Below are 25,333 nucleotides of genomic sequence, written 5' to 3' on the forward strand. Positions count from 1 at the left end.
GACCGCTACTGCTGTGAAGGTGTCTCCATCGCCACCAAGGGGGTGGCTGGAGCGAGGAGCACGACATGAGCGTCACCACCACCACGCACCTCAACTTCCGCGGCCAGGCCCGCGAGGCACTGGACTTCTACGCGTCCGTGTTCGGCGGGGAGGTCATGGCCTTCACCTTCGCCCAGGGCGGGGACGAGCGGGACACCGCCGACGGCGCGGTGGCCGAGCAGATCAAGTGGGGCGGCATCCAGGCCCCCAACGGGTTCGCGGTCATGGCCTTCGACGTGCCGCCCGCACGCGCCTACGACGCCGGCACCGACGCCGTCTACGTGTCGGTCCGCGGCACCGACCCCGAGGAGATCACCGGCTACTGGAAGGCGCTCGTCGACGGCGGCACGGTGCGGGCCGAGCTGGCCCCGGCCGGCTACGCCCCGCTCTACGGGATGGTCACCGACCGCTTCGGGGTGACCTGGGTGCTCGACGTCCTGCCGCCCTACAACGGCTGACGGTGACCGGGGACGGGCAGCCGACGCCGCCCGTCCCCGGCACGTGCCTCCTCGATCCGGCCACTGCTCGCCGTGCGCTCAGGCGGCCGTCGTGCGGACGGCCTCGTCGATCAGCCGGGCCACGACGTCCGGCCGGGAGACGGTCACCGCGTGCGAGGCGTCCACCTCGACGACGTGCGAGGAGGCCCGCTCCGCCATGAACCGCTGGGCCTCTGCCGGGACGGCGAGATCCTGCAGCGTGACGAGGGTCCAGGACGGGACGGTCTTCCAGGCCGCCTTCGTCGCCTCGTCCGCCAGGGCGTCGGCGGTGATGGGCCGCTGGGTGACGGCCATCAGCGCGGCGACGTCCGCCGGCACGTCCGCGGCGAAGACCGGCCGGAACTGCTCCTGCTCGATGTAGAGGTCGTCGACGGGCTGCCCGTCCTCCCCCCGGACGGGCACCGGGCGCAGCGCCGCCCCGAGCTCGTTGCCCGGGAACTTCCCGGCCAGCTCACCGGTGCTCTCCCCCTCGTCCAGCAGGAAGCTGGCCACGAACACCAGCGCCTTCACCCGCGGGTGCCGGTCAGCGGCCTCGCTCATGACGCTGCCGCCGTAGGAGTGACCGGCGAGGACGATCGGCCCGTCGACCGAGTCCAGGACGTCGCGCAGGAGCACGGCGTCGCCGCGCAGTGAGCGGAGCGGGTTGGCCACCCCGATCACCCGGTGGCCGTCCTGCTGGAGGTGGGCGATCACGCCGTTCCAGCTCGACGAGTCGGCGAAGGCGCCGTGGACGAGGACCACGGTGGGCGTGGTCTCGGGGTGGGTCTCGAGCGTGCTGCTGGTCATGGTCCTGCCTCTCCGTCCGCGGGCGGTCGTCACGGCGCGATGACGAGCTCGACGATGGAGTCGCCGTCCACCACGAAGCGGTAGCGCAGGTCCACCACCCCACCGGGGAAGTCCCCTTCGAGGTGGTGGACGGCGACCCAGTGCGCGTCGTCGGTGCGCTCCGCGGCGACGAGGGTGCTGGTGTACGTGTAGTCCGCCCCGGCCTTGGTCAGGAAGCCGCGGATCTCCTCGGTCCCGCGGTAGGTGATGCCCTCGTCGACCACCACGGCGGTGGGTGAGAAGGCGCGGAGCGCGGTGTCCGTGTCGAGGGCGGCGTGCGCGGCGAGGTAGCCGCGGACGGCGGCCGGGAGCTGGTCGGGCTGGATGCTGGTCGGTGTGGTCATGTCCGCACGGTGCGACCTCCCGGTGCGGGAAGGTCAAGCACTGGACCCTCCCCCGGGGAGAGGGTGCAGAGTGCACGCGTGCTGGCGATCGGCGAGTTCTCCCGGCTGACCCACCTGAGCGTGCGGACCCTGCGGCGGTACCACGACGCCGGCCTGCTGGAGCCCGCGACGGTGGACGAGGTGACCGGCTACCGCTGGTACAGCGCCGAGCAGATCCCGATCGCCCAGGTCATCCACCGGCTGCGCGACCTCGACGTCCCGCTGCCGGACGTCCAGCGCATCCTGCGTTCCCCCGATCCGCGCACGCGCGCCGGCCTGGTCGCCGACCACCTGCAGCGGATGGAGTCGGAGCTGGACCGCACCCGCGCAGCGGTGGCGTCCCTGCGCCGGTTGCTGCGGCCGGAGCCACCGTCGCTGGACGTCGAGCTCCGCGCCGTCCCGGCGACGACGGTGGCCGCCGTGGCGGAGGACGTGGACCGCGACCACGTGCTCGCCTGGTACGCCGGCGCCATGGCCGAGCTGGACGCCGTGGTCGACGACCCGGCCGGCCCGCCGGGCGGGTTGTACGACAACGCGCTCTTCGAGGCCGGTCGCGGGCACCTCCTGGTGTACCGGCCGACGGCGGAACCGCCGCGCAGCGGCCGGGTGCACCCGGTGACCCTGCCGGCCGTCGAGCTGGCCGTCACCACGCACGTCGGCGAGCACGACGACATCGACGTCACCTACGGCGAGCTCGGCACCTGGGTGGTGGGCAACGCGCTCGCGGTGGCCGGGCCGGTGCGGGAGACCTACCTGGTCGGCCCCCGCGACACGCCCGACCCGCCGGCCTGGCGCACCGAGATCGGCTGGCCCGTCTTCCGCGTCGCCCCGCGATGACCGGTCGGCTCGACACGGCTCAGCCCGGCGCGGGTCGGGGAACCGGGCGTCGCGTCGGGACCGCCGTCGGGCGCCGTCCGACCGAACCGGGGGCGGGCAGGGCAGGCTGACCCCGTGCACCACATCGGGATCGACCTCGCCTGGGGGCTCAAGCAGCCCACCGGCCTCGCCGTGCTGGACGACGCCGGCCGGCTGGTGCACATCAGCACGGTGCGCACCGACGAGCAGATCGAGAGCGCGCTGGCCCCGTTCTCCGCCGGCCCGTGCATCGTGGCGATCGACGCCCCGCTGGTGGTCACCAACGCCACCGGCAACCGGGCCGCCGAGCGGGCGCTCAACGCCGACTTCGCGAGGTTCCAGGCCGGGGCGCACCCGACGAACACCGGCAAGCCCGAGTTCACCGACGGGGACACCCGGGGCGGGCGGATCGGCCGGCGCCTGCGACTGGACCTCGACCCCCGCTCGGGCCGCGACCGCCGGGCGATCGAGGTCTACCCGCACGCGGCGACGGTGGCGCTGTTCCGGCTGGGCCGCACGCTGAAGTACAAGAACAAGCCGGGCCGGGAGCTCGAGCAGATGCGGACGGAGCTGCTGCTCCTGGTCGACCTGCTGGGCGCGGTGGTCGAGCTCGACCTCGGTGCACCGTTCGCCGGGCTGCGCCAGCAGGTGCAGGCCGCCACGCGCAAGAGCGAGCTGCGGGTGGTGGAGGACCAGGTCGACGCCGTGGTGTGCGCCTACGTGGGGTGGATCGCCGTCCGGCGGCCGCAGGAGGTGACCACCTACGGCGACGCGGCCGGCGGCGCCATCGTGACCCCGACGCTGCCGCCGGACCTGCAGCCCGGCCCCCGGGTCGCCGCACCCCCGCCCGACCCGGTGCAGCAGGCCATCCAGGCGTACGCCGACGGCCGGCCCGAGACCCTGGTCGCCGGGGCACACGCGCTCGCGCTCATCACCGGGCTGCTCGACGACGCCGGGATCAACTACCTGTCGGTGACCGGCCGGACCAAGACCATCGCCTCGTTCGCGGAGAAGGCGGCCCGCACGGTCGACGGCGTGCCCGCCTACCCGGACCCGGCACGGGACATCACCGACCAGATCGGCGTGCGGGTGATCACCTACGTGCAGAGCGACGTGGAGGCGGTCGCCGAGCTGCTGTCCGCGCAGGTGCGGGTGATCGACGACCGCGACATGGGTCGGCGGACCGCGCAGCAGGGCCGGTTCGGCTACGCCAGCCGGCACCTGCTGATCGGCGTGGACCCGGGCCGTGCGGCCGAGCTGCCGGAGCTGGTCGGCCGCGTGGTCCAGGTGCAGGTGCGCACGGTGCTGCAGCACGCGTGGGCCGAGTTCGAGCACGACATCCGCTACAAGGGCACCGTGCCGGCCGAGCACGCCTCCGAGTTCGACCGCCGGTTCACCCTGGCCGCCGGGCTGCTGGAGCTGGCCGACCGGGAGTTCACCGCGATCCGCGACCGGCTCCGGGCACCGGTTCCCGCCGACGAGGCCGACGACACCGACCCCGACGACCCCCGGATCGCGCCCCGCGAGCTGGCCGCGTTCCTGGCCGGGCAGTACGCCGACGCAGGCTGGTCGCGACCGGACCACTACACCTGGATCTCCGGCCTGCTGCTGGAGCTGGGCGTGACCAGCCTGGTCGAGCTGGGCGAGGTGCTGCGCGGCGTCGACGACAGCGGCATCACCGCCCGGATGGACTACCGCTATCCCCCGGGTGCCGTGCGCCGGCTGGATGACACGCTGCTGGCCGGCTTCGGGCAGCGGTACGTGGAGCTGCACGGCAACGCCGACCGGCGGACCGCGCTGACCACCCGGCTGCAGCGGCTCACCGGCGGCTGACCGGTACCCCGGCCCCCGATGCGCCATCCAGGTCCTGACCGCCGGCCGACCGAGCCCCCGCGACGTCCAGCAGCACTCTGATCGATTCCGGGTGTGCCCTGCCGATAGAGACCAGGTGATGTGGCCTGCGATCGGTGTCCGAGCTCGACGCGTCGCTCTGGTTCTTCTCGGGTCGGCGGCGATCGGTGCCGGGCTGGGGGTGGTTCCGGCCGGCGCCGCGCCGGTGGGTGTTCCCGTCCCGATGGACGTCGGGTCGGTCTCGGCCTGGGGCGACAACAGCTACCGGCAGACCACCGTGCCCGCCGGGCTCACCGACGTCACCGCCATCGCCGCCGGCGCGGTCCACACGGTGGCACTGAAGGGCGATGGCACCGTCGTCGCCTGGGGCGCCACCTGGTCCGGCCAGACCGACGTGCCGGCCGGGCTCACCGACGTCACCGCCATCGCCGCCGGGTTCGGCCACACGGTGGCGCTGAAGTCCGATGGCACCGTCGTCGCCTGGGGCAGCAACGACCACGGGGAGTCCACCGTGCCGGCCGGACTCACCGGCGTCACCGCCATCGCCGCCGGCGGAGCCCACACAAAGGCGCTGAAGTCCGATGGCACCGTCGTCGCCTGGGGCAGCAACGCATACGGGGAGGGCACCGTGCCGGCCGGACTCGCCGACGTCACCGCCATCGCCGCCGGCGGAGCCCACGCAGTGGCGCTGACGTCCGATGGCACCGTCGTCGCCTGGGGCAGCAACGACTACGGAGAGGGCACCGTGCCAGCCGGACTCGCCGACGTCACCGCCATCGCCGCCGGCGAGGCCCACACAGTGGCACTGACGTCCGATGGCACTGTCACCGCCTGGGGTGCGAACAACTCCCGGCAGACCGACGTGCCGGCCGGGCTCACCGACGTCACCGCCATCGCCGCCGGCTCGGGTCACACCGTGGCGCTCACGTCCGATGGCACCGTCACCGCCTGGGGCGCCCCCTGGTCCGGCGAGACCGACGTGCCGGCCGGGCTCACCGGCGTCACCGCCATCGCCGCCGGCGCGGTTCACACCGTGGCGCTGTCCGAGACCGGGGCGGCGCCGGTGCTCACGGCCGCCAGCCCGCCCACCACCGGGACCGTGGACGCCGCCTACCCGGACTACGCCTTCATCGCCACCGGCAACCCGGCCCCCACCTTCACCGTCGCCTCGGGCGCCCTGCCCGCCGGGCTCGCCCTGTCCCCCTCCGGAGCCCTGACCGGCACGCCCACCGGCGTCGGCGCCTCCACGTTCACCGTCGCAGCGAGCAACGGCGTCGGCTCACCGGCGGTATCGGTCCCCCTCACCATCACCGTCGCTGCCACCCCTGACACCAGCCCACCCGTCACCACCCCACCCGTCACCACCCCGCCTGGGACCACCCCGCCGATCAACACCCCGCCGGTGACCGCCCCGCCCTTCGTCCCGCCGGCCACACCGCCCGCCGGGAACGGACTGCTGCGGGTCACCGCCGACGGGTCCCCCATCACCAGCGCCGCCACCGGATCAGCCATCACGCTCACCGCCACCGGCTACGCGCCCGGTCGCACCGTCACCCTGGTGGCCTACTCCACCCCCACCGTGCTGGGCACGACCACCGCCGACGCAACCGGCACCGCCACCTTCACCAGCTCCCTCCCCACCAGCCTGGCGGCTGGCCGGCACACCCTGGTCGCCTACGGCACCGCCCCCGACGGCACCGCCCGAGCCACCACCGCCTCCCTGACCATCACCGACCCGCACGCCAGCGGCCACGGCCTCGCCTCCACCGGCACAGACCTCGGCCTGCTGCTCCCGGTGAGCATCGCCCTCCTCCTCGCCGGGGCCACCGTCCTGCTCCTCACCCGCCGCCGCGCCACCACCGCCGGCTGACCCCGAGGCGTCTCCAGCCGCTGACGGAGCACAGCCAGCACCACGCCGTGCGGTTCCGCCAAGTCCGCGGTCCGGGCGCCGAGCCGTAGGCGCCCGCCTCAGGAGCGGGTCACTCGGCCCAGCGCGTCCGCGAGCACATCGGGCGGCGCTCGGCCACGTACCGCCGCCCCCCAGCGTCCTCCACATGCGTGCTGTCCAGATCACCGAGTTCGGTGGCCCCGAGGTCCTGACCGTCGTCGACCTGCCCGACCCGGCCCCCGGGGACGGCGACCAGCTGTACGAGGTGAGCTCGGCCGGCGTCAACTACGCCGACACCCACCACCGGCTGTCGCGCAACTGACCTGACTGGGGCGGCACACGCGCCGGACGATGACCTGCGGTGGATCCCCGCCGCACCGGGCCGGCACGCGCGGTCGTCCGCTCGCATCCGTCGTCGTGCGCACCGCGCTGCTGTACCGGTCGCTGCACGACCTCAGTGACGCTCGCACCCTGGGATGAGCCGGGGGCGGCGGTGGCTCAGCAGCGGCCTCCGCCCTCCGGGGTGCCAGGCGCCCGACCCAACGCGGTCCTCACCGGAGCCGTGCGGTCGCCAGGGCCTCGCGGACCGCAGGTGCAACCTCTTCGGCGAACCGGGCGTACTGCCGATCGTGGTCTTCGAGTGGCCACAGGACGAACCCGTTCATCCCCACCTCCGCCACGAGGTCGACGAGGCGCTCGACCCAGACGTCGACCGGCTCGTCGAAGGCCCCCGAGGACGACGTGGAGGAGACGCGGCCGGCGATGTTGTAGACCTTGCGCAGGCCGGACGGGTCCCGGCCGGCCTCGGTGGCCGCGGCGTCGATGCGCGCCACGGCAGCCGGCAGCGCGTCCAGGCCCATGTAGGTGTAGGAGGGCAACCACCCCTGGGCCCTGGCGCCGGTGAGGGCGAGCATCCGCGGGCCGTAGGAGCCGAGCCACAGCCCCAACGAGGGGCTCGGTGCGGGTCCCGGGTGGACGCCGGCCAGTTCGTAGAACTCGCCGCGCACCCGGACGCTGCGCTCCCCGCTCCACATCGCCTGGATGACGTCGATCGCCTCGCGCAGGGCGGCGACCGCCTCGGCCGGTCGCCGACGCGGGCCGCCCATCGCCGCGATCGGGTCCCACAACGCACCGGCCCCCAGACCCAGCTGCACCCGGGATCCGCTGAGCCGGTCCAGGGTCGCGGCTGCCTTGGCGAGCACCGCGGGAGGTCGCAGCGGCAGCGAGATGACGGTCGGGACCAGGGTGACCGAGGTCGTCCGCGCCGCCAGGAAGGTGAGCAGCGTCCAGGTGTCGTCGAAGGCGTGCTGGTAGGGGTGGTCCTGGATCGTCAGGAGGTCCAGCCCCAGCCGGTCGATGAGCGTCGCCTGGTGCAGTGAGCGACCGACCGGCAGGGACAACGGGTCGACGTTGGCTCCGAAGAGCACGGGCAGTGGCACGGAGGTCTCCTTGGTGGTCAGTGGCTCCGGTCGGTGAGGTGGCGGGGTGGACCGGTCGCGTCCGGTCTCGCGGAACATCCCCTCGATGCCGGCCGGGGTGGTGACAATCAGCAGATCGACCTCCTCCGACGTGGTCCGGTAGGAGTGCGGCACCTTCCCGGGCAGGGACGGTGCACGGGGTGGGACGGCGCCTCCCCCCTGCTGACGTCGAAGCGCCCGACCATGAGCCGGCCGTCGGTGGCCGTGCCGTCGAGCAGGACGGACAGGGTGCTGCCCCCCGAGCCGCTCCAGCTGCTGGTGCTACCCGGGTCGTACGAGGTGGGCCGTGCTCATCGCTGCCTCCGTTCCGGTGGGTGGCTGTCCGTGATCGAGCGGACGTCCGCGGACGTCGATCGCCCGCGGCTGGTGCTGGCGGTCCCGGAGGGCATCAGCCGGACGAGGTCACGGCGCCAGCGGGGTGGCGGCGGCAGCCGGTGCTGCCCGTGGGCCGTGCCCCGGCTGCTGCCGCTCGGTCCCCAGCCGATGACGCCACCACCCGGTGACAGGCGTGCGCTGCCTCCTGCACCGACGCCGGACGTCGGAGCGGTGAGGGCCTGGGGGGGGGCTCCGCTCTCCTACTGCCCGATGCCCAGGGCGGCGAAGGGGACCGGGTTGGCGTACTCCCGCACGTCGACCACCTTGCCGTCGACGATGACCAGGCGGAACACGTAGGTGTTCTGGTAGGTCAGCTTCCGTGCGCTGGTCAGGATGTCGCTGCGCGCCTCCAGGAACACCGTGCGGCCGTCGGTGGCCACCGTGAGCTCCTTGTCGAGCAGGCGGATGGAGTCGAAGTTCGCCACCACCGAGTCGAGGTAGCCCACGACCTGGTCCTTGCCGCTGAAGACGAACCACGGCTCAGGAGTGCCCTCGATGGACAAGGGGATGGTGAGGCTGACGCCGTCGTCGAGCAGGTCCGCCAGCGTGTCGCGGTCCCTGGCCTCCAGGGCGCGGAAGTAGTCCTCGGCAGTCGTCTGGACGGCGGTTCCCGACTCGGAGGTGTCGGTGGCCGGTGGGGTGGTCGGCTCGGTCATGGTGTCTCCCTGCTGGTGGGCTGATGGGTTGCGGGCGTTGCGGGGTGCCGCCGCACGAGGCGGCGGGCGAGTCGTCCACGCTCGACGCCGGTCGGCCGTCGTCCGCACGACGGGGTGGTCCGGCGCCGGCGGGAACCGGTGGTGCCGTGGAGTCGCGCATCGGTTGCCGCCGAGCAGTCGCCGGTCGGCGGACCGACGTGCTCGAGTCCGGCGGATGGGCTCAGGCGGGCTGGACGACGACCTTGCCCTCGATGCGCCCGGTGGCGGCCTCGGCGTGCAGGGCGGGGAGCTCGGTGAGCGGGACGCGGCGGGTGACCTCGACGTGCAGGTCGCCGCTGTCGACCAGGGACACCAGCTCGGTGAGCCGGTCCCGGTTGGGGAGCACGAACACCGTGGCCGCGGTGACGCCGCGGGCCTCGTCACCGGGGGTGGCCATGAACGCGGTGGTGCTGACCACCTTGCCCCCGTCGCGGACCACGGCCACCAGCGCGGCGAACTGCTCGGGCTCGATGGGCGCCAGGTTGACCAGCACGTCCACCGGCTCCTCGACCGCGCCCAGCACGTCGGTGGTCGTGTGGTCGATGACCTCCTCGGCGCCGGCCGCCCGGACGGCGTCGCTGCTGCGCGGGCTCGCGGTCGCCACCACGTGCACCCCGGCCCGGGCGGCCAGCGCGACGGCGTACTTGCCGACCACACCCCCCGCACCGTTGATCAGCACCCGCTGCCCGGCGGCCAGCTCGCCGTCGTCGAACAGCGCCTGCCAGGCCGTCAACGCCACCGACGGCAGCCCCGCCGCATCCGGCAGCGGGATGGTCGTGGGCGCCGGGACCAGCGCCTCGGCCGGGGCGATGACGTACTCCGCCGCTCCCCCGTCGCGCTCCATCGGCAGGAACCCGATCACCGCATCCCCCACCCGCAGACCGCCCACCCCGTCCCCGAGCGCATCCACCGTGCCCGAGACGTCGTAGCCGGGCACGTGCGGCAGCACGACCGGGATCGGCAGGAAACCGGCGCGCATGCCCGCGTCGGCGGCGTTGAACGCCGAGCCCGCCACCCGCACCCGCACCTCACCGGCACCGGGGACGGGCTGGTCGACGTCCTCGTACCGCAGCACCTCGGGACCGCCGACCTCGTGGAAACGCACTGCCTTCATCGCTGGACCTGCTCTCTGTGGGGTGTGCCGTTGCGGACAACACCCAACGTGGCAGGTCCCGGCGCGATCAGCCTGGGCCGGACTGGCCCACCCTGATCACCGCCGGCCCCTCCACCGCACCGAGGACCTCCCCCAGCCGGGCCGCATCCCGCGACCCCGGCGCCGCGGTCAGCATCACCGCCGCCAGGTCATCACCGGGGATCGCGATCAGGTTCCCGGCCAGCGTGAGGGAGTCCCCGTCGGACTGGACGAACCTCGCACTGCTCTCGTACGCCACCACCGGACGCGGCGCCCGCCACAGCGCGTCGAACCGCCGGCTCCGGGCCCGCATCTCATCCACCATGCCCGCCAGCGCGGCATCACCGGGGTACCGCAGCAACGCGGCCCTCAACTGGGCCACCTGGATCACCTCGTGCGCGGTCGCGTCCGCGTCGGACTGCTGGAAGGCAGCGAACGGGTGGCAGAAGATCCGCCAGGCCACGTTCCAGTCCCACCGCTCCCCGGGCAGGTCCCAGTGCTCCAAGGCCAGGAACCCGCTGTTGACCGCGACCACGTTCATCGCCGCATCCGTGACGATCATCGGGGTGTCGGCGAACCGCTCCAGCAACCGCGTCGCCCCCGGCCCGAGGTCGGTCGGCACCGCCCCGTCCGCGGCCGCGTACCCCGCCAGCGCGCAGAGCCGCTCGTAGTCCGCCCGGCTCGCCCGCAGGGCCCGGGCGATCGCCCGCACCACACCCGCCGAAGGATGACTCCGCCCCTGCTCCAGCCGGCGCACGTAGTCCGCGGACATCCCCGCGAGCTCACCCAGCTCCTCCCGCCGCAACCCGGGCACCCGCCGCCCGCCCACCGGCAACCCGACCGCCCCCGGGTCCGTGCCCTCCCGCAGCTGGCGCACGGCCGCACCGAAGTCCTGACCTGCCACAGCGCCAGTCTGCCCTGAGAACCCGCGCAGTCGATGTTCCTCGGCCGCGAGACCCGACCGGGTGACGTCAGGGTGGGCCAACTCGGCCCAGGATGACCGCGCCGGAACCTGCCACGTTGGGTGACGTCCCCAGCACTGCGGCTCTGACGACCACCTCCGGGCGGCCGTGCACCGCGGAGTGGGACGCCACCGACGACACGGCACGTCCAGCGAAAGCAGGTCCAGCGATGAAAGCGGTGCGCTTCCACGCGTTCGGCGGCCCCGACGTCCTGCGCCACGAGGACGTCGACGTCCCCACCCCCGGCGCGGGTCAGGTACGGATCCGCGTCGCCGCCACGTCGTTCAACGTCGTCGACACCACGCTCCGTGCCGGTGGCATGCAGGGCCGGACGCCGGTGCGACTACCGCACACCCCTGGCGTCGACGTCGCCGGCACGGTCGAGGCCCTCGGTCCGGGCGTGGACGCCGTCGCGGTCGGCGACCGGGTCGTCGGGCTCCTGCCGATGACAGCGGGCGGGGCTGCCGCGGAACACGTGATCGCGCCGGCCGAGCTCCTGACCGGGGTGCCCGGGACGATCGCGTTGACCGACGTGGCCGCGCTGCCGCTGGTCGGCCTGGCCGCGTGGCAGGCGCTGTTCGACCACGGCGGGCTGACCGCTGGACAGCGGATCCTCATCAACGGCGCCGGCGGCGGTGTCGGCGGGTACGCCGTGCAGCTGGCCAAGGAGGCCCGCGCCCATGTGGTCGCCACGGTCGGGCCACGCAGTGCCCCGCGGGTCACGGCCGCAGGGGCCGACGAGGTCATCGACCACACGCTCACCGACATGACGGCGGTGGTGAGCGAGCCCGTCGACCTGGTGCTCAACGTCGCGCCGATCACCCCGAGGCAGCTGGCTGCGCTGATCCCGCTGATCCGCGACGGCGGTGCACTCGTCAACACGCCTGTCCGGCTGCCTGCCCCCTCCGACGACGAGCGCGGTGTCCGCGGCATCGACCTCATCGTCCGCAGCGACGCCGACCAGCTCGCCGACCTGGTCGCCCGGGTGAGCACCGGCGAGCTCGTCATCGACATCGCGCAGCGCATCCCGCTGGCCGACCTGCCCGCCCTCCACGCCCGAGCCGCCAGGTGCTCGATGCCGGGCAAGGTCGTCGTCCTCCCGGCCGGCGCCTGACCACCCCACCAGTCCTGACCGATCAACCCCCACGAAGGAGACAGCCATGTCCATGACCCTCGATCCCGAGATCGCCGCCGCCCTGGCGCCGATGGCCGCAGCGATGGCCGAGACCCCGCCGCCGGCGGTGGGCGACGTCGCAGGGCGGCGCGCCCTGTGGGAGCCGATCCTCGCCACCGCGGGTACCGCGCAGCCGATCCCCGCCGACGTCACGACCAGCGACCACGTCGCGACCGCTGAGGACGGCGCGCAGGTCACGATGCGCTGGTACGCCAAGGACGGGGTGTCCCCGGGCTCGGCCGTGCTGTTCCTCCACGGCGGCGGCTACCTCTTCGGCCACATCGACCACTTCGACGGGCCGGTCTCCCGCTACGTGTCCGCCAGCGGCGTGCCGATGCTGTCCGTCGAGTACCGCCGCGCGCCCGAGCACCCGCACCCCACGCCGCTCGAGGACGCCCACACCGCGCTGCGCTGGCTGCACGAGCACGCCGCCGAGCTCGGCGTCGACCCCGACCGGATCGGCGTGATGGGCGACAGCGCCGGCGGCGGCCTGGCCGCGGCGCTGTCGATCCTGAGCCGCGAGCGCGGCGGCCCGCCCATCGCCCGGCAGATCCTGCTCATGCCGATGCTGGACGACCGCACCACCACGCCCGACCCGCACATCGAGCCGTACCTGGTCTGGTCCTACGCCGACAGCCGCACCGCGTGGCCGGCGCTGCTCGGCGCAGCCGCCGGCGGACCCGACGTCCCGGCCACGGCAGCACCGGCCCGGCTCGAGGACGCGTCGGGGCTGCCGCCGGCCTACATCGAGGTGGGCCAGCTCGACGTCTTCCGCGACGAGGACCTGGCCTACGCGACCACGCTCAGCCGGGCCGGGGTGCCCGTGGAGTTCCACCTGCACCCCGGCGCCCCGCACGAGTTCGACTCCATCGCCTTCGGGTCCGACGTCGCCCGGCGGGCCGTCGCCGACCGCGTCCGGGTGCTCCGGTCGATCTAGCCGGGCGCGCGCACCGGCACACCCCACCCACCACCCAGGAGGAGCACGTCGCCATGCCGCTCATCACCGCCCACGACCGCACGGTCCCGGTCACCGTGCAGACCCGCAGCACGCTCTCGCCCGCGGACGCGTTCCGCTTCGTCGTCCCGATCGACCTGTCCCTCGTGTTCACCGGCTGGGGTCCCTTCCCGGGCATCAGCGGGGTGGCGGACCAGACCGCGGCGTGGGACCACGCCGGCCCGTCCCGGAGTCCCCGGTTCACCGACGGGACGACCGCCCGGGAGACGCTGACGGAGTACGACGAGCCGTCGTCCTTCGCCTACGAGGTCACCGGGTTCACCAACGTCCTGCGCCACCTCGTCGCGGGGGTCCGTGGCGAGTGGACCTTCGCTCCGGACGGGACCGGCACCCTCGTCCGCTGGACGTACGAGTTCCTGCCGCTCCCCCACCGCGACCTCCTCGTGCGCCGCGTCCTCGGCCCGCTGTGGCGCAACTACATGACCGCCGGTGTGGTCGCGTCGGCGCGCGCCGCGGAGCGGATCGACCGCGAGGAGCGCGCCCGGCCGGCCGGCGCAGCCCTGTCCCCACGCCCGTGACACATCCCCCGCACACCCCCGATGAGACGAGAAGACAGATGACCCTCTGGGAGCCCCTCACCGTCGGCAGCATGCAGCTGCCGCACCGCCTCGCCATGGCGCCGATGACCCGGGACCGGTCCCGGCCCGACGGCGTCCCCACCGAGCTCAACGTCGAGTACTACCGCCAGCGCGCGTCGATGGCGCTGATCGTCACCGAGGGCACCCAGCCCTCCGCGGACGGGCAGGGCTACCTGCTGACCCCCGGCATCCACACCGACGCGCAGGTCGCCGGCTGGCGCGAGGTCACCGACGCGGTGCACGACGCCGGTGGTCGCATCGTCGCCCAGCTCATGCACACCGGCCGCATCGCGCACCCCGACAACACCCCGCACGGCCGGCAGCCGGTCGCCCCGTCGGCCGTCCGCCCGGCAGGCGTGATGTTCACGGCCTCGGGGCCGCAGGAGATGCCCACCCCCCGGGCGCTGACCACCGCCGAGGTGCCCGGCGTGGTGCAGGAGTACCGCCACGCGGCCTCGGCGGCCATCGCCGCCGGCTTCGACGGCGTGGAGGTGCACGGCGCCAACGGCTACCTGGTCCACCAGTTCCTCTCCGACAACGCCAACCAGCGCACCGACGCCTACGGCGGCTCGATCGCCCACCGCATCCGGTTCGCCGTCGAGGTGGTCTCGGCGGTCGCCGACGAGATCGGCGCCGAGCGCACCGGCCTGCGCATCTCGCCGAGCAACCCCTACAACGACATCGTCGAGACGGACCCGCACGGCCTCTACTCGGCCCTGCTCGCCGCCCTGGCGCCGATGGACCTCGCCTACCTGCACCTGATGCACTCCGGCGACGAGGAACTGCTGCACGACCTGCGCCGGGCCTGGCCGACCGCGCTCCTGCTCAACCGGGCCGGCGCCGACCTCGACGCCCGCGTCGCCGACCTGGACGCCGGCCGCGCCGACGTCATCACGGTCGGTGCCATGGCGCTGGCGAACCCGGACCTGCCGGCCCGGGTGCGGGCCGGCGCACCGCTCAACGCGCCCGACCCCGGCACCTTCTACGGCGGCGACCACCGCGGCTACACCGACTACCCCACGCTCGAGGAGGCCACCAGCCGTGCTCGTTGACGCGGCCACCGACGGCTACGCCGCAGCGACCCGACCGCACAACTCCTCCCGCGAGCAGAGGCCCGCCCGGGTGGCGGTCATCGCCCGGCCCGAGGACGTCGCGCCCGCCCTCGCCGAGGTCGCCGCACTCGCACGGTCGACAGGCACGCGGCTCGAGGTCGTACCGCAGGCGACCGGCCACGGCGCGGGCGCGCCGGTGGACGACGGAGCGGTGCTGCTCGACACGTCGGGGCTCACCGACGTGTCGATCGACCCGGCATCGCGCGTCGCCGTGGTCGGCGCCGGCGCGACCTGGTCTGCCGTCAACGCCGCCGCCGAGCGGCACGGCCTGCTCGGGCTCGCCGGCTCGGCGCCCAGCGTCTCGGTGTCCGGGTACACCTTCGGCGGCGGCATCGGGTGGCTGGTCCGCCGGGACGGACTGGCCAGCGGCGCTCTCCGCGCCGTGCACTACGTCGACGGCAGCGGTCGCTCGCGCACCGCTGCCGACGACGCCCCCGACGAGGTCGACCGCGCGGCGATGTGGGCCTTCCGCGGGGCGGGCGGGGTCGGGATCGCGCACACCCTCGAGTTCGACCTCGCGCCCGCGCCGGACCTGCACGCCGGGGCGCTGCTCTGGCACGCCGATGCGCTCCCGGAGCTCATCGCTGCCTGGGCGAGCACCATCGGGGCACTGGGCGGCACCGTCTCCTCGAGCATCGGGGTGCTCCACGTGCCACCGATGCCCCCGTTCCCGACGGAGCTGCACGGGAAGGTCGCCGTCCACCTCGCGATCGCCGATCCCGACGGCCCGGTCGCCGCGGCCCCGCTGCTCGACGCCATGCGCGCGGCGGCGGAGCCGGTCTCCGACAGCTGGGGCCCGACCGACGCCGCGGGCCTGTCCCGGATCCACCTCGATCCACCGGTGGCGACCCCGGCCATCGGTGACGCGCGGTGGCTCGACGCGTCCACGCCGGGGATCGCCGCAGAGCTGCTCGCGACCGCGGCAGCGGACGACGCCGCGATCGTGATGATGGAGATCCGCCACGTCGCGGGGGCACCGGCCCGCCGTCCGGGAGCCGTCGTCGCCCCTCCGGGCGACTTCATCCACCACGCGGTCGCACCGCTCACCCTGTTCCCCCGGGACCGGATCGAGACCGCCTTCGCCGGTGCGCGAGCCGTGTGGTCGACCGCCGATGCCGGCTCGACACCGGGCTCGTGGGTCGAGGGCGCGGCGCACGTGCCGGACGCGCTGCCGGCCGACGTCCGCGCACGGGCCGCGGCGATCGCCGACACCGTCGACCCGGGTGCCCGCATCCGCCGGTCCCGCCTGCTCGGGTGACACCGGGCGACGGTCGTTCCCAGCGCTGCTGACCGGCCGTCGCCGCAGGGCGGACCCACGAGAGCCTCCTCGGACGACCGGGTCAGGGGTGCGCAGCCCGTGCGGTGACCTCTCTCAGCTCCTGCAGCGTCATCGCCGGCACGGGGAGGGGCGTGGGACCGTCCCGGCGGCCCCGGAGGCCGTCCAGCACGAGGCCGACGGCCCGCCGGTGCAGGCCGGGCACCGTGGGGCCGCCCAGGGTCGCGCCCGCCTGGACCATCGCCGTGACCAGCTGCACGTCGGTCACTCCGACGTCCGGGCGGAGGTCGCCGTCGGCCTGCGCCCGCCGCACCACCGGCTCCAGTCGTGCCACGACGAGGGCATCGGTGTCCCGCAGCACCCGCGCCAGCTCGGTCGGGCCGGAGCCGCGTGACCACCCCAGCGGCGCGCCGAAACCACCGAGGACGAGCTCGCGCAGACCGCGGTCCCCTGCCAGGACGTCGGCCGACGCGGTCACGAAGTGCACGAGGCCGCTCCAGGCCGACTCCTTCTCGGCCGCCTGGTGGGCCGTCTCGGGGCCGAGGGCGAGCGCATCGCGGTAGGCGCCGAGGATCAGGTCGTCCTTCGTCCCGAAGCGCCGGTAGAGGGAGGCGACACCGGTCCCGGCCCGCGCAGCCACCTGCGCCTGGGTGACGGTCAAGCCGCGCCCGGAGAAGAGCTCGCGCGCCGCCGCCACGAGCCCGTCGCGCAGGGCGTCGGCGCGAGAGGTGGCTGGCTGGGTCGACACCCGGCGAGCATAGCGGAATAGCTGTTCCGCAGCCGTGGTTCCGCCAGCCGTACGAGGACGACGACGGCTGGGAGGCCACCATGAACGAGGACCTGCACGGGCGCACCGTGCTCCTCGCCGGAGCGACCGGAGGCGTTGGCGAAGGGACGACCCGGTCCCTGCTCGCCCACGGCGCCCGCGTCGTCGCGATCGGCCGCGACGAGGAACGGCTGGCCGGGCTCGCCGACCGCCTGGGTGACACCGGCACCGGGGAACTCGTCCTGCACCGGACCGACGTGACCGCCGCCGACAGCAGCGCCGTCACCCGGGAGCTGCGTGCCGCCTTCGGCACCGTCGACGGGGCGGTCATCTCCATCGGCACCCCCGGTGGGCGCACCCGGGGCAGCGTCCTGGACATCACCGACGCGCACTGGGCGGAGATGGTGGAGGGCAACCAGACCGCCGGGTTCCGCGCGCTGCGCGCCCTGGTGCCACTGGTCGCCCCGGACGGCGCGGTGGTCAGCCTGCTCGGGGCCAGCGCCGAGATCCCGTTCCCCGGCAACCCGCTGATGGGTGCGACGAACGCAGCACTGCGCTCGCTCGTGCAGACACTCGCCGTGCAGCTGTCGGGTTCGGGGCCCCGGGTGTACGGACTCGTCCTCGGCGTGGTGCGGACGAGGGCCCGGCAGTCCGTCGGGATCGACGACCCCCGCTGGCTGACCGGGGAGCAGGTAGGTGACGCGGTGGGAGAGCTGCTGACCGCCGGCGCGCCCGGATCCGACGAGCCCCTGCACCACCTCATCGACCCCGTCACGGGGCTCACCGTGCGGTCGTCCCGGTCATGAACGGGTCCCGGACCCCGACCGCCCGGGCAGCACACCCGCTCCCCGACCGGCTCCGCGACCTGGCCACGGCACCGGGCGACCCGGACTACCAGCGCCTGCGCCACACCTACTCCCACCGCGGCAGCCCCGCCCTCGTGCTGGCGGTGGAGACCGACGAGGACGTCGTGGCGGCGCTCGCCCACGCCCGGGAGCGCGGCGGGCCGCTGTCGATCCGCAGCGGCGGGCACGGGATCAGCAGCCGGTCGACCAACGACGGCGGCGTGGTCATCGACCTCTCCTCCATGCACGCGGTCGAGGTGCTCGACCGGGAGCAGCGGCTCGTGCGCGTCCAGGCGGGCGCGACCTGGGGCGAGGTGGCCACCCAGCTCGCACCGCACGGCCTGGCCATCACCTCCGGCGACTCCGGCGACGTCGGCGTCGGCGGCCTGGCCACCACCGGGGGGATCGGCCTGCTCGGCCGGCGCTTCGGGCTGACGATCGACCACGTCGTCGGCGCGACGGTGGTCACGGCCGACGGCCAGGTGCTGCAGGTCGACGCCGACCACCACCCGGACCTGTTCTGGGCGATCCGTGGTGCGGGCGGCAACGTCGGCATCGTCACCGAGTTCACGATGCGCGCCGCCGTGGTCCCCGCCGTCGCGCACGCGACCCTCGCCTACGACGCCCGGGACGCCGCGGCCCTGCTGGAGGGGTGGGGAGCCGCGATGGCGAGTGCGCCACGGGACGTCACCGGCTTCCTCTACCTGTTCGGCGGGGGCGGCGGACCGGCATCGGCGATGGCCAGCATCGTCGTGACCACCGCGGACGCGGACACGGCGCAGCGCCTGCTGGAACCCTTCGCGCAGGTCGCGCCACTGCAGGGGGCCCGGGCCACGCTCGCCCGCTACGACGCGGTCGTCCAGCGGAGCGGCGCTCCGCACACCGGCAGCGGTGGCAGCGTGACCAGGTCGGCGCTGGTCCCCGCGCTCGACACCGTGACGGCCCGGGTGCTGGCCGGCCTGCTGGACGGCGGCGCCGCCGACGGCATCCAGCTCCGCGCCCTCGGTGGCGCCATCAACGACGTCCCGGCCGAGGCCACCGCCTTCGCCCACCGCCAGCAGGCCTTCTCCGTCATGGCAGTCACCTCCCCCGCCCGGAGAGCCGACCTCTGGGCAGCCTGGGAGGAGGTGCGCGACCACGCGGACGGGCTGTACCTCAGCTTCGAGACCGACGACGACCCGCGACGGATCATGGACGCGTTCCCGCCCGCGACGCTGACCCGGTTGCGCAGGATCAAGGCGCGCTGGGACCCCGACGACGTCTTCTCGCACAACTTCGACGTCGCTCTCGGGGCGGTTCCCGGCGCCCCGGAGGGCAGCTGAGGTCGCGGTCCGGTGGGCGCGGGTCAGCCGCCGACCCGGGCGCCCGCGCCACCCCCGCGGCCGACCACCCGCAGCGGCTGGAGGCGGAGCTCGACCGGACCCGCGCCGCGGTGGCGTCGCTGCGCCGGCTGCTCCGGCCGGAGCCGGCCCCGTTGGACGTCGAGCTCCGTGCGTCCCGGCGACGACGGTGGCCGCGGTCGTGGACGACGTGGCGCACCAGGAGGTGCTCGCCTGGTGCGCCGGCGCGGATGACCCCGCGCTGAGCGGCCCGCCCGTCGGTCCTGGGCGGCGACCAGCGCCCAGGACGCGACCTCCGCGGCGTGCGCAGCGCGCCCGGCCCGCTGATCGGACCTGCTCACCAGGGCAGTGCGCCGGCCTCGTCCTGGAAGGTCCCCGTCGGGCCGTCCGGGCCCTGGGTGGCCAGCCGCACGACGACCCGGGCGCTCTCCTCCACCGGGCGCCCGATGCCGAACGCCGCGGTCATGTCGGTCGCGGTGGGGCCCGGCTCGAGGGCGTTGAACCTGATGCCCGGGTGCGCCTTGGCGTACTGCAGGGTCAGCATGGTCGCCGCCGCCTTGGACGCCGAGTACAGCGCGAGCGGCAGACCGAACTCCGCGCGCTCGGGGTTGGTGACCGCCCAGAACGACCCGGCGCTGCTGGAGAGGACGACGACGTTCGGGCTCGACGACCTGCGGAGCAGCGGAAGCGCCGCCTCCGTGACGCGCACGATCCCCACCGCGTTCGTGTCGAAGGAGCGGAGCGCCGCCGGGCCGTCGAGCCCGGTCTCCAGGACGCCTGCGTTGTGGACCAGCACGTCGAGGTGGTCTTCTGCCGCGCCGACCTCCGCCAGCGCGCTGCCGACCGACGCGTCGTCGGTGACGTCCAGCTGGACGGATCGCACACCGATCTCGGCAGCGGCCTTCCCGCCGCGCTCGACGTCCCGCGCGCCGAGGTAGACGGTGTGCCCCAGCTGCACGAGCTGCCTGGCGGTCTCGAACCCGATGCCCTTGTTGGCACCGGTGATCAGGGTGACGGTCATGACGTCCTCTCGGGAGATGCTCGGCCGAACAGCCGCTCGGGACGCTAGGAGCCGGGAGCGGGGTCATCCAGAGCTCTCCGCAGCCTGGGGTCCGGCAGGACCCTCGCTGATCGCCACCAGCGGCCTAGGGTCGCGGGCGTGGACGAGTCGGCGAATTCGCTCGGGGCCTTCCTGCGGGCCAGGCGCGAGCTGGTGACACCCCAGCAGGTGGGCATCCCGGACGCCGGGGTGCGGCGGGTGCCGGGGCTGCGGCGGGAGGAGGTCGCCCTGCTCGCGGGCATCAGCGCCGACTACTACCTCCGGCTGGAACGGGGCCGGGACCGGCACCCCTCGCTGCAGGTGCTGGAGGCCATCGCCCGGGTCCTGCAGCTCGATGACGACCACGTCGCCCACCTGCTGACGCTGGTCGCGGAGGTCCCCCGGCACCGGCGGCGCCGGCCGCGCACGGAGACCCCGCCGCCGGGGGTGCTCACACTGCTGGGCTCTCTCGTGCAACCCGCCTTCATCGAGGACCGCTACTTCGACGTCGTCGCCGCGAACCGCATGGCCACCGCGCTCTCCCCCCGGCTCGCCGCCGGCGGCAACCAGCTGCGGGCGCTGTTCGTGGACCCGGCCGAGCAGGCGCTGCACCCGGACTGGGAGCGGGTCACGGAGTGCGTCGTGGCGAACCTCCGGCAGGCCGTCGGCACCGACGTCGACGACCCCCGGTTCATCGAGCTCACCGGCGAGCTGACGCTGGCGAGCCCGCGGTTCCGGCAGCTGTGGGCGCGGCACGAGGTGAGCCGGCAGTGGGGTGCACCGATCCGGCTGGACCACCCCCAGGTCGGGGAGATGACGCTCAACCGGGAGCGCCTGGCCATCAGCGGGACCGACCACCTGATGCTGGTCGTGTTCCACCCGGACGCCGGCTCGGATGCCGCGGACAAGCTCGCGCTGCTGGCCTCCGCCACCCTGCCCACGTCGGACCGCGAGCACGACACCGCGCCGCATCCCTGACGCCTGGAGCCACCCGGATCGGGTTCGCCCGCGCCGATCGTGGAGGACGTGATGTCGACCCGTACGTCCTGGAGCAGCCGTCAGGCGCCGAGACGACAGCCCCGGCGCCGGTGGGCCCGCGTGCTCGGGTGGAGCCCCGGCATCCTGGGCTGCCGGGTCAGGCGGCTCGGTCGTCGCGGTCGCCGGCCTCGGACGCGGTGCGGTGCGGTGCGCGAGTCGTCTGCACCGTGCATCGGGGAGAGCGCTCACCGCGTTCTCCACTGCCGCACCGCAGACGTCCGGTGCCCCGTGACCCGCGCGGGATCGACGTGACGCGCATGCACTCCGCCCACGCTCGTGTTCGTGGGCGGTGCCGTGTCAGGCGAGTGGAGCGAGCCATGCGTCGACCAGGGTGGTGACCTGTTCGTCCTCGAGGTCCGCGAACGGCGAGAGGTCGAGGAAGTGCCGTGCGATGGTGATGCCGAGGATGCTCGAGACCATGACGGCGGCTCGGAGCTCGGCGTCGTCGCCGGCCATCGCGCCAGCGAGGTTCGTCACCCGCTCCTGCAGGTACTCGCGCATCACTGCGGCCGCCTCGGGCGAGGTGAGCATCGAGCGCATGAGGGCCCGTGTTGCCGGCGGTATCTCGCGGAGCCTGGCACCGAGGACCTCGGCCAGGTGCGCAGGCACACCTTCCCCGGTCAGGTCCGCCGCCGGGCGCACCGCCAGGGAGAAGAGAGCCTGCTTCGACCCGTAGTGCTGGAGCACGAGCGACGGGTCGACCCCCGCGCGCCGGGCGATGCCACGGATCGTCGTGCCGTCCTCGCCATGCGTGCCGAACTCCAACTGCGCCGCCTCGAGGATGCGCGCCGCCGTCGCCGCCCGCCGGTCCGATCTCGTCTGACCCGTCTGCATCCACTCACTCTACATGCGTTGAGCTGAGTGCTAGAGTCACTCAACGGACGGTGAGCGAGAGGCTCGACGGCGACCGGGAGGGACGCGGACCATGAGCGGAGCGACACGAACGAGCACGCCGAACCGGAGGGTGCTCGTCATCGGAGCATCACGCGGACTGGGAGAGGCGATCGTCGAGACGTACGTCGCACGCGGTGCCCAGGTCGTGGGAACGGCGCAGGACGATGGCCCATCACCGCTGCACGACTTCGCGCGCAGGAACGGCGGCGCGGTGGAGATCGAGAAGATCGACATCACCGTGCGGGACCAGATCAGCGCCCTGCGGGAGCGCTTGGACGGTCGGGCCTTCGACCTGCTGTTCGTCGTCGCAGGCATCTCGCTGGCTGCGCAGGACGCGGTCGGTGCGGACATCGACACCGGCGACTTCGAACGGATGATGGACACGAACGTCCTCGGCGTGATGCGCACTGTCGAGACGCTGCAGGATCTCGTGGATGCGTCGGGGACCATCGCCGTCATGTCCTCCGGACAGGGCAGCGTCTCCGGCAACATCGACGGCGGGTTCGAGGCGTACCGGGCGACCAAGTCCGCGCTGAACCAGATGTTCCGCAGCTACGCCGCCCGGCATGCCGGCGAGCAGAGGGCGCTGCTCCTGATGGCGCCCGGATGGGTGAAGACCGGTCTCGGCGGCCCGAACGCGGTGCTCGAGATCAGCGACAGCATCCCCCCGCTCGTCGACACGATCGACGCGCAGCACGGCGCACCGGGCCTGCAGTACCTCGACCGGCACGGGGAGAGCGTTGCGTGGTGACCCTGTTCGCCTCGGGGACAGTCGAGCAGCCGGACGGTGAGGACGCCGAGCGGGTGCTCGGCGGCACCCTGCTCGTCGTTGCCCGACAGCTGGACGGCGACGGCGGACAGCGCCGCCCTGGAGCCGTCGTGCTGCGTCACGAGCGAGGCGACCCCAGCCGCCGCGGCGATGCCGCGGACAGTCGCCCCGTCGATGCCCCGGGTCGCGAACTCCTGCCGAGCGGCGTCGAGGCTGAGCCGCGCCGCGCGGGCGCGCTCGGCGTCTCGTGCGGCTCCGGCCACTCCCCCGCTCTACAGATGGTGAGCGAAACTGTTAGGTTTTGACTCAACAAGCGTTGAGCAGAATCGAGGAGTCGACATGACGGTGATCGCGATCGAGGAGCACTGGGGTCTCCCCGCCCTGACGGCGGCAGTGCGGGCGCTCCCGGAGGACCGGGCGGACGAGAGCCTCGTGCTCGACGAGATGGGCGACAACCTGGAACACCTCCACGACATCGGCGATGCCCGGATCGCCGTGATGGACGCCCAGGGCATCGACGTGTCCATCCTGTCCCTGGCACCCCCCGGGACCCAGCCACTGGACCCCGCGGACGCAGCGCGGTTCGCCCGGCAGGCGAACGACATCGCCGCCGAGGCCGTCCGTCGGCACCCGACCCGGTTCCGGGCGTTCGCGACCTTGCCGACGGCCGACCCCGCTGCGGCGGTCGCTGAGCTCGAGCGTGCAGTCGACCTGGGCTTCGTCGGAGCGATGGTCTACGGGCGCACCGGCACCGTGCCCCTGGACGACCCGCGCTACGACGACCTGCTCGCTGCAGCAGCGAGGTCGCACCAGCCGATCTCCATCCACCCGCAGATCCCGCCGGTCGCGATCCGCCGGGCCGCCTACAGCGGCTTCGACCCGATGACCGACCTCGGGCTGGCCACGTTCGGGTGGGGCTGGCACCTCGAGGCCGCGCTCTCCGCACTGCGGCTGATCGTCCGCGGCACGTTCGACCGGCACCCCGACCTCCAGCTGGTGCTCGGACACTGGGGCGAGCTGCTGCTGTTCTGGTCCGACCGGACCGACAGCCTGGCCCGCGTCGCAGGCCTGGACCGGAGGGTGTCGGAGTACATCCGGTCCAACGTGCACATCACCAGCTCCGGGATGCTCGACCCCACGCTGCTCCGGCACGCCTTGGAGGTCACCACACCCGACCGGCTGCTGTTCTCCACCGACCACCCCTTCCACCGGCCGACCCGGGCGGACATCGACCGGTTCCTCGCCGAGTTCCCCACCGACGAGGCCCGCCAGGCGTTCACCGCCGGCAACGCCCAGGCCCTGTTCAGGATCAGCCCGCCGGGGGCCTGACCCTCGACACCGCCGTCGGGGTGGCACCCACCAAGCCCTCGCCCCGGACCCGGTGGCGAGCCGGGACGACAGCACCCGGCCGGTGATCGACCGGCTGGGGCCGGACCGGTTCGCGAGCACTCTCAGCGGGGGACGAGGACGTCGTCCCCCGCGCTGGCAGGCTGGTGCAGAGCGAGGTCTCGACACGGCGTCCAGGACCAGCCGACGCCCGACGCGTCACGGGTGACGCCGCGCCGACGCGACGGGCACCGGAGCGACACCCTCGACGACCCGCGTGGTGATGCTGCCCAGTTGCTCGACCGAGACCGTGACGACGTCGCCCGCCCGCAGAGGTGGGTGCGCGTCGAGACCGGAGCGCTCCCAGAGTTCGGCCAGACAGCCGTTCCCACAGGTGCCCGAGCCGAGCACGTCCCCCGGCCGGACCTCGGACCCCCGGGATGCGTAGGCCACGAGATCACCGAACCCGAAGGCCATCGACGACCACCGGTCCTCGCCGAACCGCACCCCGTTGACGTCCACGGTCATCGCGAGGTCGAAACCGGACCCCGTCCGCCAGGGCTCCACCTCGTCCGGCGTCACCAGGACCGGCCCGAGGGTGGTGGCCGTGTCCTTGCCCTTCACGGGACCGAGCCGGACCTCCATCTCGGCGAACTGCAGGTCCCGAGCGGACCAGTCGTTCATGATCGTGTACCCGGCGATGTGGGACTCGCCGTCGGCGGGGTGGACGTCCCGGCCGGTGCGTCCGATGACCGCGGCGACCTCCAGCTCGAAGTCGAACAGCTCACTGCCGGGCGGCACCGGCACGTCGTCGTGCGGGCCCCGGACCGCATAGGGACTGGTGAAGTAGAAGGCAGGCGCCTCATACCAGCGGTCGGGCACCGTGGCCCCGGCTCCGGCCAGCCGGACGGTGCCGGCGACGTGTTCCTCGAACGCCATGAAGTCGCGCACGGTGGGTGGATCGGGCAGGGGCGCCCGCAGCCGCAGGCCGGCGTACGGCCGGACCGCCGCCGGGGACGCCAGTGCCCGCTCCCCCGCCTCCGCCAGGCCCCCCTCGGTCCGCAGCAGACCGAGCAGGGTGGTGCCCGCGGGGAGGGCGTGCACCTGCTCGCCGGCCAGCACGCCGACCCGGTCGCCGTCGTCCTCGGCGTAGGTCACGAATCGCACCGGACCTCCTCGGG

General features: G+C 74.0%; 25 protein-coding genes and 1 pseudogene. 15 read left to right on the forward strand and 11 right to left on the reverse strand.

Going from position 1 to position 25,333, the window contains the following annotated elements:
• Positions 1-65: 65 nt before the first annotated feature.
• A complete protein-coding gene (locus JD78_RS09125) occupies positions 66-497 on the forward strand; it encodes a VOC family protein (protein WP_153358800.1) in 432 nt (143 codons plus the stop codon).
• A gap of 78 nt (positions 498-575) precedes the next feature.
• On the opposite strand, the gene JD78_RS09130 is transcribed toward JD78_RS09125, so the two are convergent.
• Both JD78_RS09130 and JD78_RS09135 read right to left on the reverse strand, forming a co-directional pair.
• A complete protein-coding gene (locus JD78_RS09130) occupies positions 576-1,322 on the reverse strand; it encodes an alpha/beta fold hydrolase (protein ID WP_153358798.1) in 747 nt (248 codons plus the stop codon).
• Between the two features lie 29 nt (positions 1,323-1,351).
• A complete protein-coding gene (locus JD78_RS09135) occupies positions 1,352-1,705 on the reverse strand; it encodes a nuclear transport factor 2-like protein (protein WP_153358796.1) in 354 nt (117 codons plus the stop codon).
• A gap of 63 nt (positions 1,706-1,768) precedes the next feature.
• Between JD78_RS09135 and JD78_RS09140 the strand changes: the two genes are divergently transcribed.
• From JD78_RS09140 to JD78_RS09155, 4 genes are all read left to right on the forward strand, one after another.
• On the forward strand, positions 1,769-2,581 hold the full coding sequence (locus tag JD78_RS09140; RefSeq protein WP_208104060.1) for a MerR family transcriptional regulator: 813 nt from the start codon (positions 1,769-1,771) through the stop codon (positions 2,579-2,581).
• A 114-nt stretch (positions 2,582-2,695) separates the two neighbouring features.
• Positions 2,696-4,432: a DUF429 domain-containing protein gene (locus JD78_RS09145; protein ID WP_153358793.1), complete on the forward strand. Its 1,737-nt coding sequence runs from the start codon at positions 2,696-2,698 to the stop codon at positions 4,430-4,432.
• Positions 4,433-4,673: 241 nt separating this feature from the next.
• Entirely contained in the window at positions 4,674-6,320 is a 1,647-nt protein-coding gene (locus JD78_RS22570) for an RCC1 domain-containing protein (protein ID WP_166521098.1), read from the forward strand.
• A 184-nt stretch (positions 6,321-6,504) separates the two neighbouring features.
• Complete coding sequence (locus tag JD78_RS09155; RefSeq protein WP_153358791.1) at positions 6,505-6,660, forward strand: Zn-dependent oxidoreductase; 156 nt, start codon at positions 6,505-6,507, stop codon at positions 6,658-6,660.
• A 229-nt stretch (positions 6,661-6,889) separates the two neighbouring features.
• Here JD78_RS09155 and JD78_RS09160 read toward each other — a convergent pair whose 3' ends face one another.
• From JD78_RS09160 to JD78_RS09175, 4 genes are all read right to left on the reverse strand, one after another.
• Positions 6,890-7,777, reverse strand: a complete 888-nt coding sequence (locus tag JD78_RS09160) for an LLM class flavin-dependent oxidoreductase (RefSeq protein ID WP_208104061.1) — start codon at positions 7,775-7,777, stop codon at positions 6,890-6,892.
• 614 nt (positions 7,778-8,391) lie between these two features.
• Entirely contained in the window at positions 8,392-8,847 is a 456-nt protein-coding gene (locus JD78_RS09165) for a nuclear transport factor 2 family protein (RefSeq protein ID WP_153358790.1), read from the reverse strand.
• Positions 8,848-9,067: 220 nt separating this feature from the next.
• Positions 9,068-10,000: an NADP-dependent oxidoreductase gene (locus tag JD78_RS09170; RefSeq protein WP_166521099.1), complete on the reverse strand. Its 933-nt coding sequence runs from the start codon at positions 9,998-10,000 to the stop codon at positions 9,068-9,070.
• Between the two features lie 67 nt (positions 10,001-10,067).
• Positions 10,068-10,922, reverse strand: coding sequence for a helix-turn-helix domain-containing protein (locus JD78_RS09175; protein WP_153362636.1), 855 nt, complete (start codon positions 10,920-10,922; stop codon positions 10,068-10,070).
• A 227-nt stretch (positions 10,923-11,149) separates the two neighbouring features.
• Between JD78_RS09175 and JD78_RS09180 the strand changes: the two genes are divergently transcribed.
• The 5 genes from JD78_RS09180 to JD78_RS09200 are packed head-to-tail and all read left to right on the forward strand — an operon-like array spanning position 11,150 to position 16,117.
• Complete coding sequence (locus JD78_RS09180; RefSeq protein ID WP_153356323.1) at positions 11,150-12,094, forward strand: NADP-dependent oxidoreductase; 945 nt, start codon at positions 11,150-11,152, stop codon at positions 12,092-12,094.
• A 46-nt stretch (positions 12,095-12,140) separates the two neighbouring features.
• On the forward strand, positions 12,141-13,091 hold the full coding sequence (locus tag JD78_RS09185) for an alpha/beta hydrolase (protein ID WP_153356320.1): 951 nt from the start codon (positions 12,141-12,143) through the stop codon (positions 13,089-13,091).
• Positions 13,092-13,144: 53 nt separating this feature from the next.
• Entirely contained in the window at positions 13,145-13,687 is a 543-nt protein-coding gene (locus JD78_RS09190) for an SRPBCC family protein (protein ID WP_153356318.1), read from the forward strand.
• A 38-nt stretch (positions 13,688-13,725) separates the two neighbouring features.
• Positions 13,726-14,799, forward strand: a complete 1,074-nt coding sequence (locus JD78_RS09195; RefSeq protein WP_153356315.1) for an alkene reductase — start codon at positions 13,726-13,728, stop codon at positions 14,797-14,799.
• Positions 14,789-16,117, forward strand: coding sequence for an FAD-binding oxidoreductase (locus JD78_RS09200; protein ID WP_166521100.1), 1,329 nt, complete (start codon positions 14,789-14,791; stop codon positions 16,115-16,117). The genes JD78_RS09195 and JD78_RS09200 overlap by 11 nt, the downstream gene beginning before the upstream one ends.
• An 82-nt stretch (positions 16,118-16,199) precedes the next feature.
• Here the strand turns inward: JD78_RS09200 and JD78_RS09205 are convergent, their stop codons facing one another.
• Positions 16,200-16,883 carry a TetR/AcrR family transcriptional regulator gene (locus tag JD78_RS09205; protein ID WP_153356309.1) on the reverse strand — a complete coding sequence of 228 codons (684 nt, stop codon included), beginning with the start codon at positions 16,881-16,883 and terminating at the stop codon, positions 16,200-16,202.
• 80 nt (positions 16,884-16,963) lie between these two features.
• On the opposite strand from JD78_RS09205, the gene JD78_RS09210 reads away from it, so the two are divergent.
• Together JD78_RS09210 and JD78_RS09215 are read left to right on the forward strand one after the other, a co-directional pair.
• Complete coding sequence (locus tag JD78_RS09210; RefSeq protein ID WP_153356306.1) at positions 16,964-17,707, forward strand: SDR family NAD(P)-dependent oxidoreductase; 744 nt, start codon at positions 16,964-16,966, stop codon at positions 17,705-17,707.
• Positions 17,704-19,068: an FAD-binding oxidoreductase gene (locus JD78_RS09215; RefSeq protein ID WP_153356303.1), complete on the forward strand. Its 1,365-nt coding sequence runs from the start codon at positions 17,704-17,706 to the stop codon at positions 19,066-19,068. The genes JD78_RS09210 and JD78_RS09215 overlap by 4 nt, the downstream gene beginning before the upstream one ends.
• A 355-nt stretch (positions 19,069-19,423) precedes the next feature.
• Here JD78_RS09215 and JD78_RS09220 read toward each other — a convergent pair whose 3' ends face one another.
• Positions 19,424-20,107: an SDR family NAD(P)-dependent oxidoreductase gene (locus JD78_RS09220; RefSeq protein ID WP_153356300.1), complete on the reverse strand. Its 684-nt coding sequence runs from the start codon at positions 20,105-20,107 to the stop codon at positions 19,424-19,426.
• A gap of 138 nt (positions 20,108-20,245) precedes the next feature.
• On the opposite strand from JD78_RS09220, the gene JD78_RS09225 reads away from it, so the two are divergent.
• Positions 20,246-21,103 (forward strand): helix-turn-helix domain-containing protein, encoded by an 858-nt coding sequence (locus tag JD78_RS09225; RefSeq protein ID WP_153356297.1) that lies wholly within the window; start codon positions 20,246-20,248, stop codon positions 21,101-21,103.
• A gap of 357 nt (positions 21,104-21,460) precedes the next feature.
• Here the strand turns inward: JD78_RS09225 and JD78_RS09230 are convergent, their stop codons facing one another.
• A complete protein-coding gene (locus JD78_RS09230) occupies positions 21,461-21,997 on the reverse strand; it encodes a TetR/AcrR family transcriptional regulator (protein ID WP_153356294.1) in 537 nt (178 codons plus the stop codon).
• Between the two features lie 91 nt (positions 21,998-22,088).
• On the opposite strand from JD78_RS09230, the gene JD78_RS09235 reads away from it, so the two are divergent.
• On the forward strand, positions 22,089-22,808 hold the full coding sequence (locus JD78_RS09235) for an SDR family NAD(P)-dependent oxidoreductase (protein ID WP_153356291.1): 720 nt from the start codon (positions 22,089-22,091) through the stop codon (positions 22,806-22,808).
• Positions 22,809-22,993: 185 nt separating this feature from the next.
• On the opposite strand, the pseudogene JD78_RS22875 reads toward JD78_RS09235, so the two are convergent.
• Positions 22,994-23,089: pseudogene (locus JD78_RS22875) on the reverse strand (hypothetical protein); the annotation flags it as partial.
• Between the two features lie 76 nt (positions 23,090-23,165).
• Between JD78_RS22875 and JD78_RS09245 the strand changes: the two are divergent.
• Complete coding sequence (locus JD78_RS09245) at positions 23,166-24,155, forward strand: amidohydrolase family protein (protein WP_153356289.1); 990 nt, start codon at positions 23,166-23,168, stop codon at positions 24,153-24,155.
• A gap of 216 nt (positions 24,156-24,371) precedes the next feature.
• Here JD78_RS09245 and JD78_RS09250 read toward each other — a convergent pair whose 3' ends face one another.
• Positions 24,372-25,319, reverse strand: coding sequence for a fumarylacetoacetate hydrolase family protein (locus tag JD78_RS09250; protein WP_153356287.1), 948 nt, complete (start codon positions 25,317-25,319; stop codon positions 24,372-24,374).
• Positions 25,320-25,333 lie beyond the last annotated feature (14 nt).

The sequence above is a fragment of the Modestobacter roseus genome (assembly GCF_007994135.1).
Taxonomy (GTDB): domain Bacteria; phylum Actinomycetota; class Actinomycetes; order Mycobacteriales; family Geodermatophilaceae; genus Modestobacter; species Modestobacter roseus.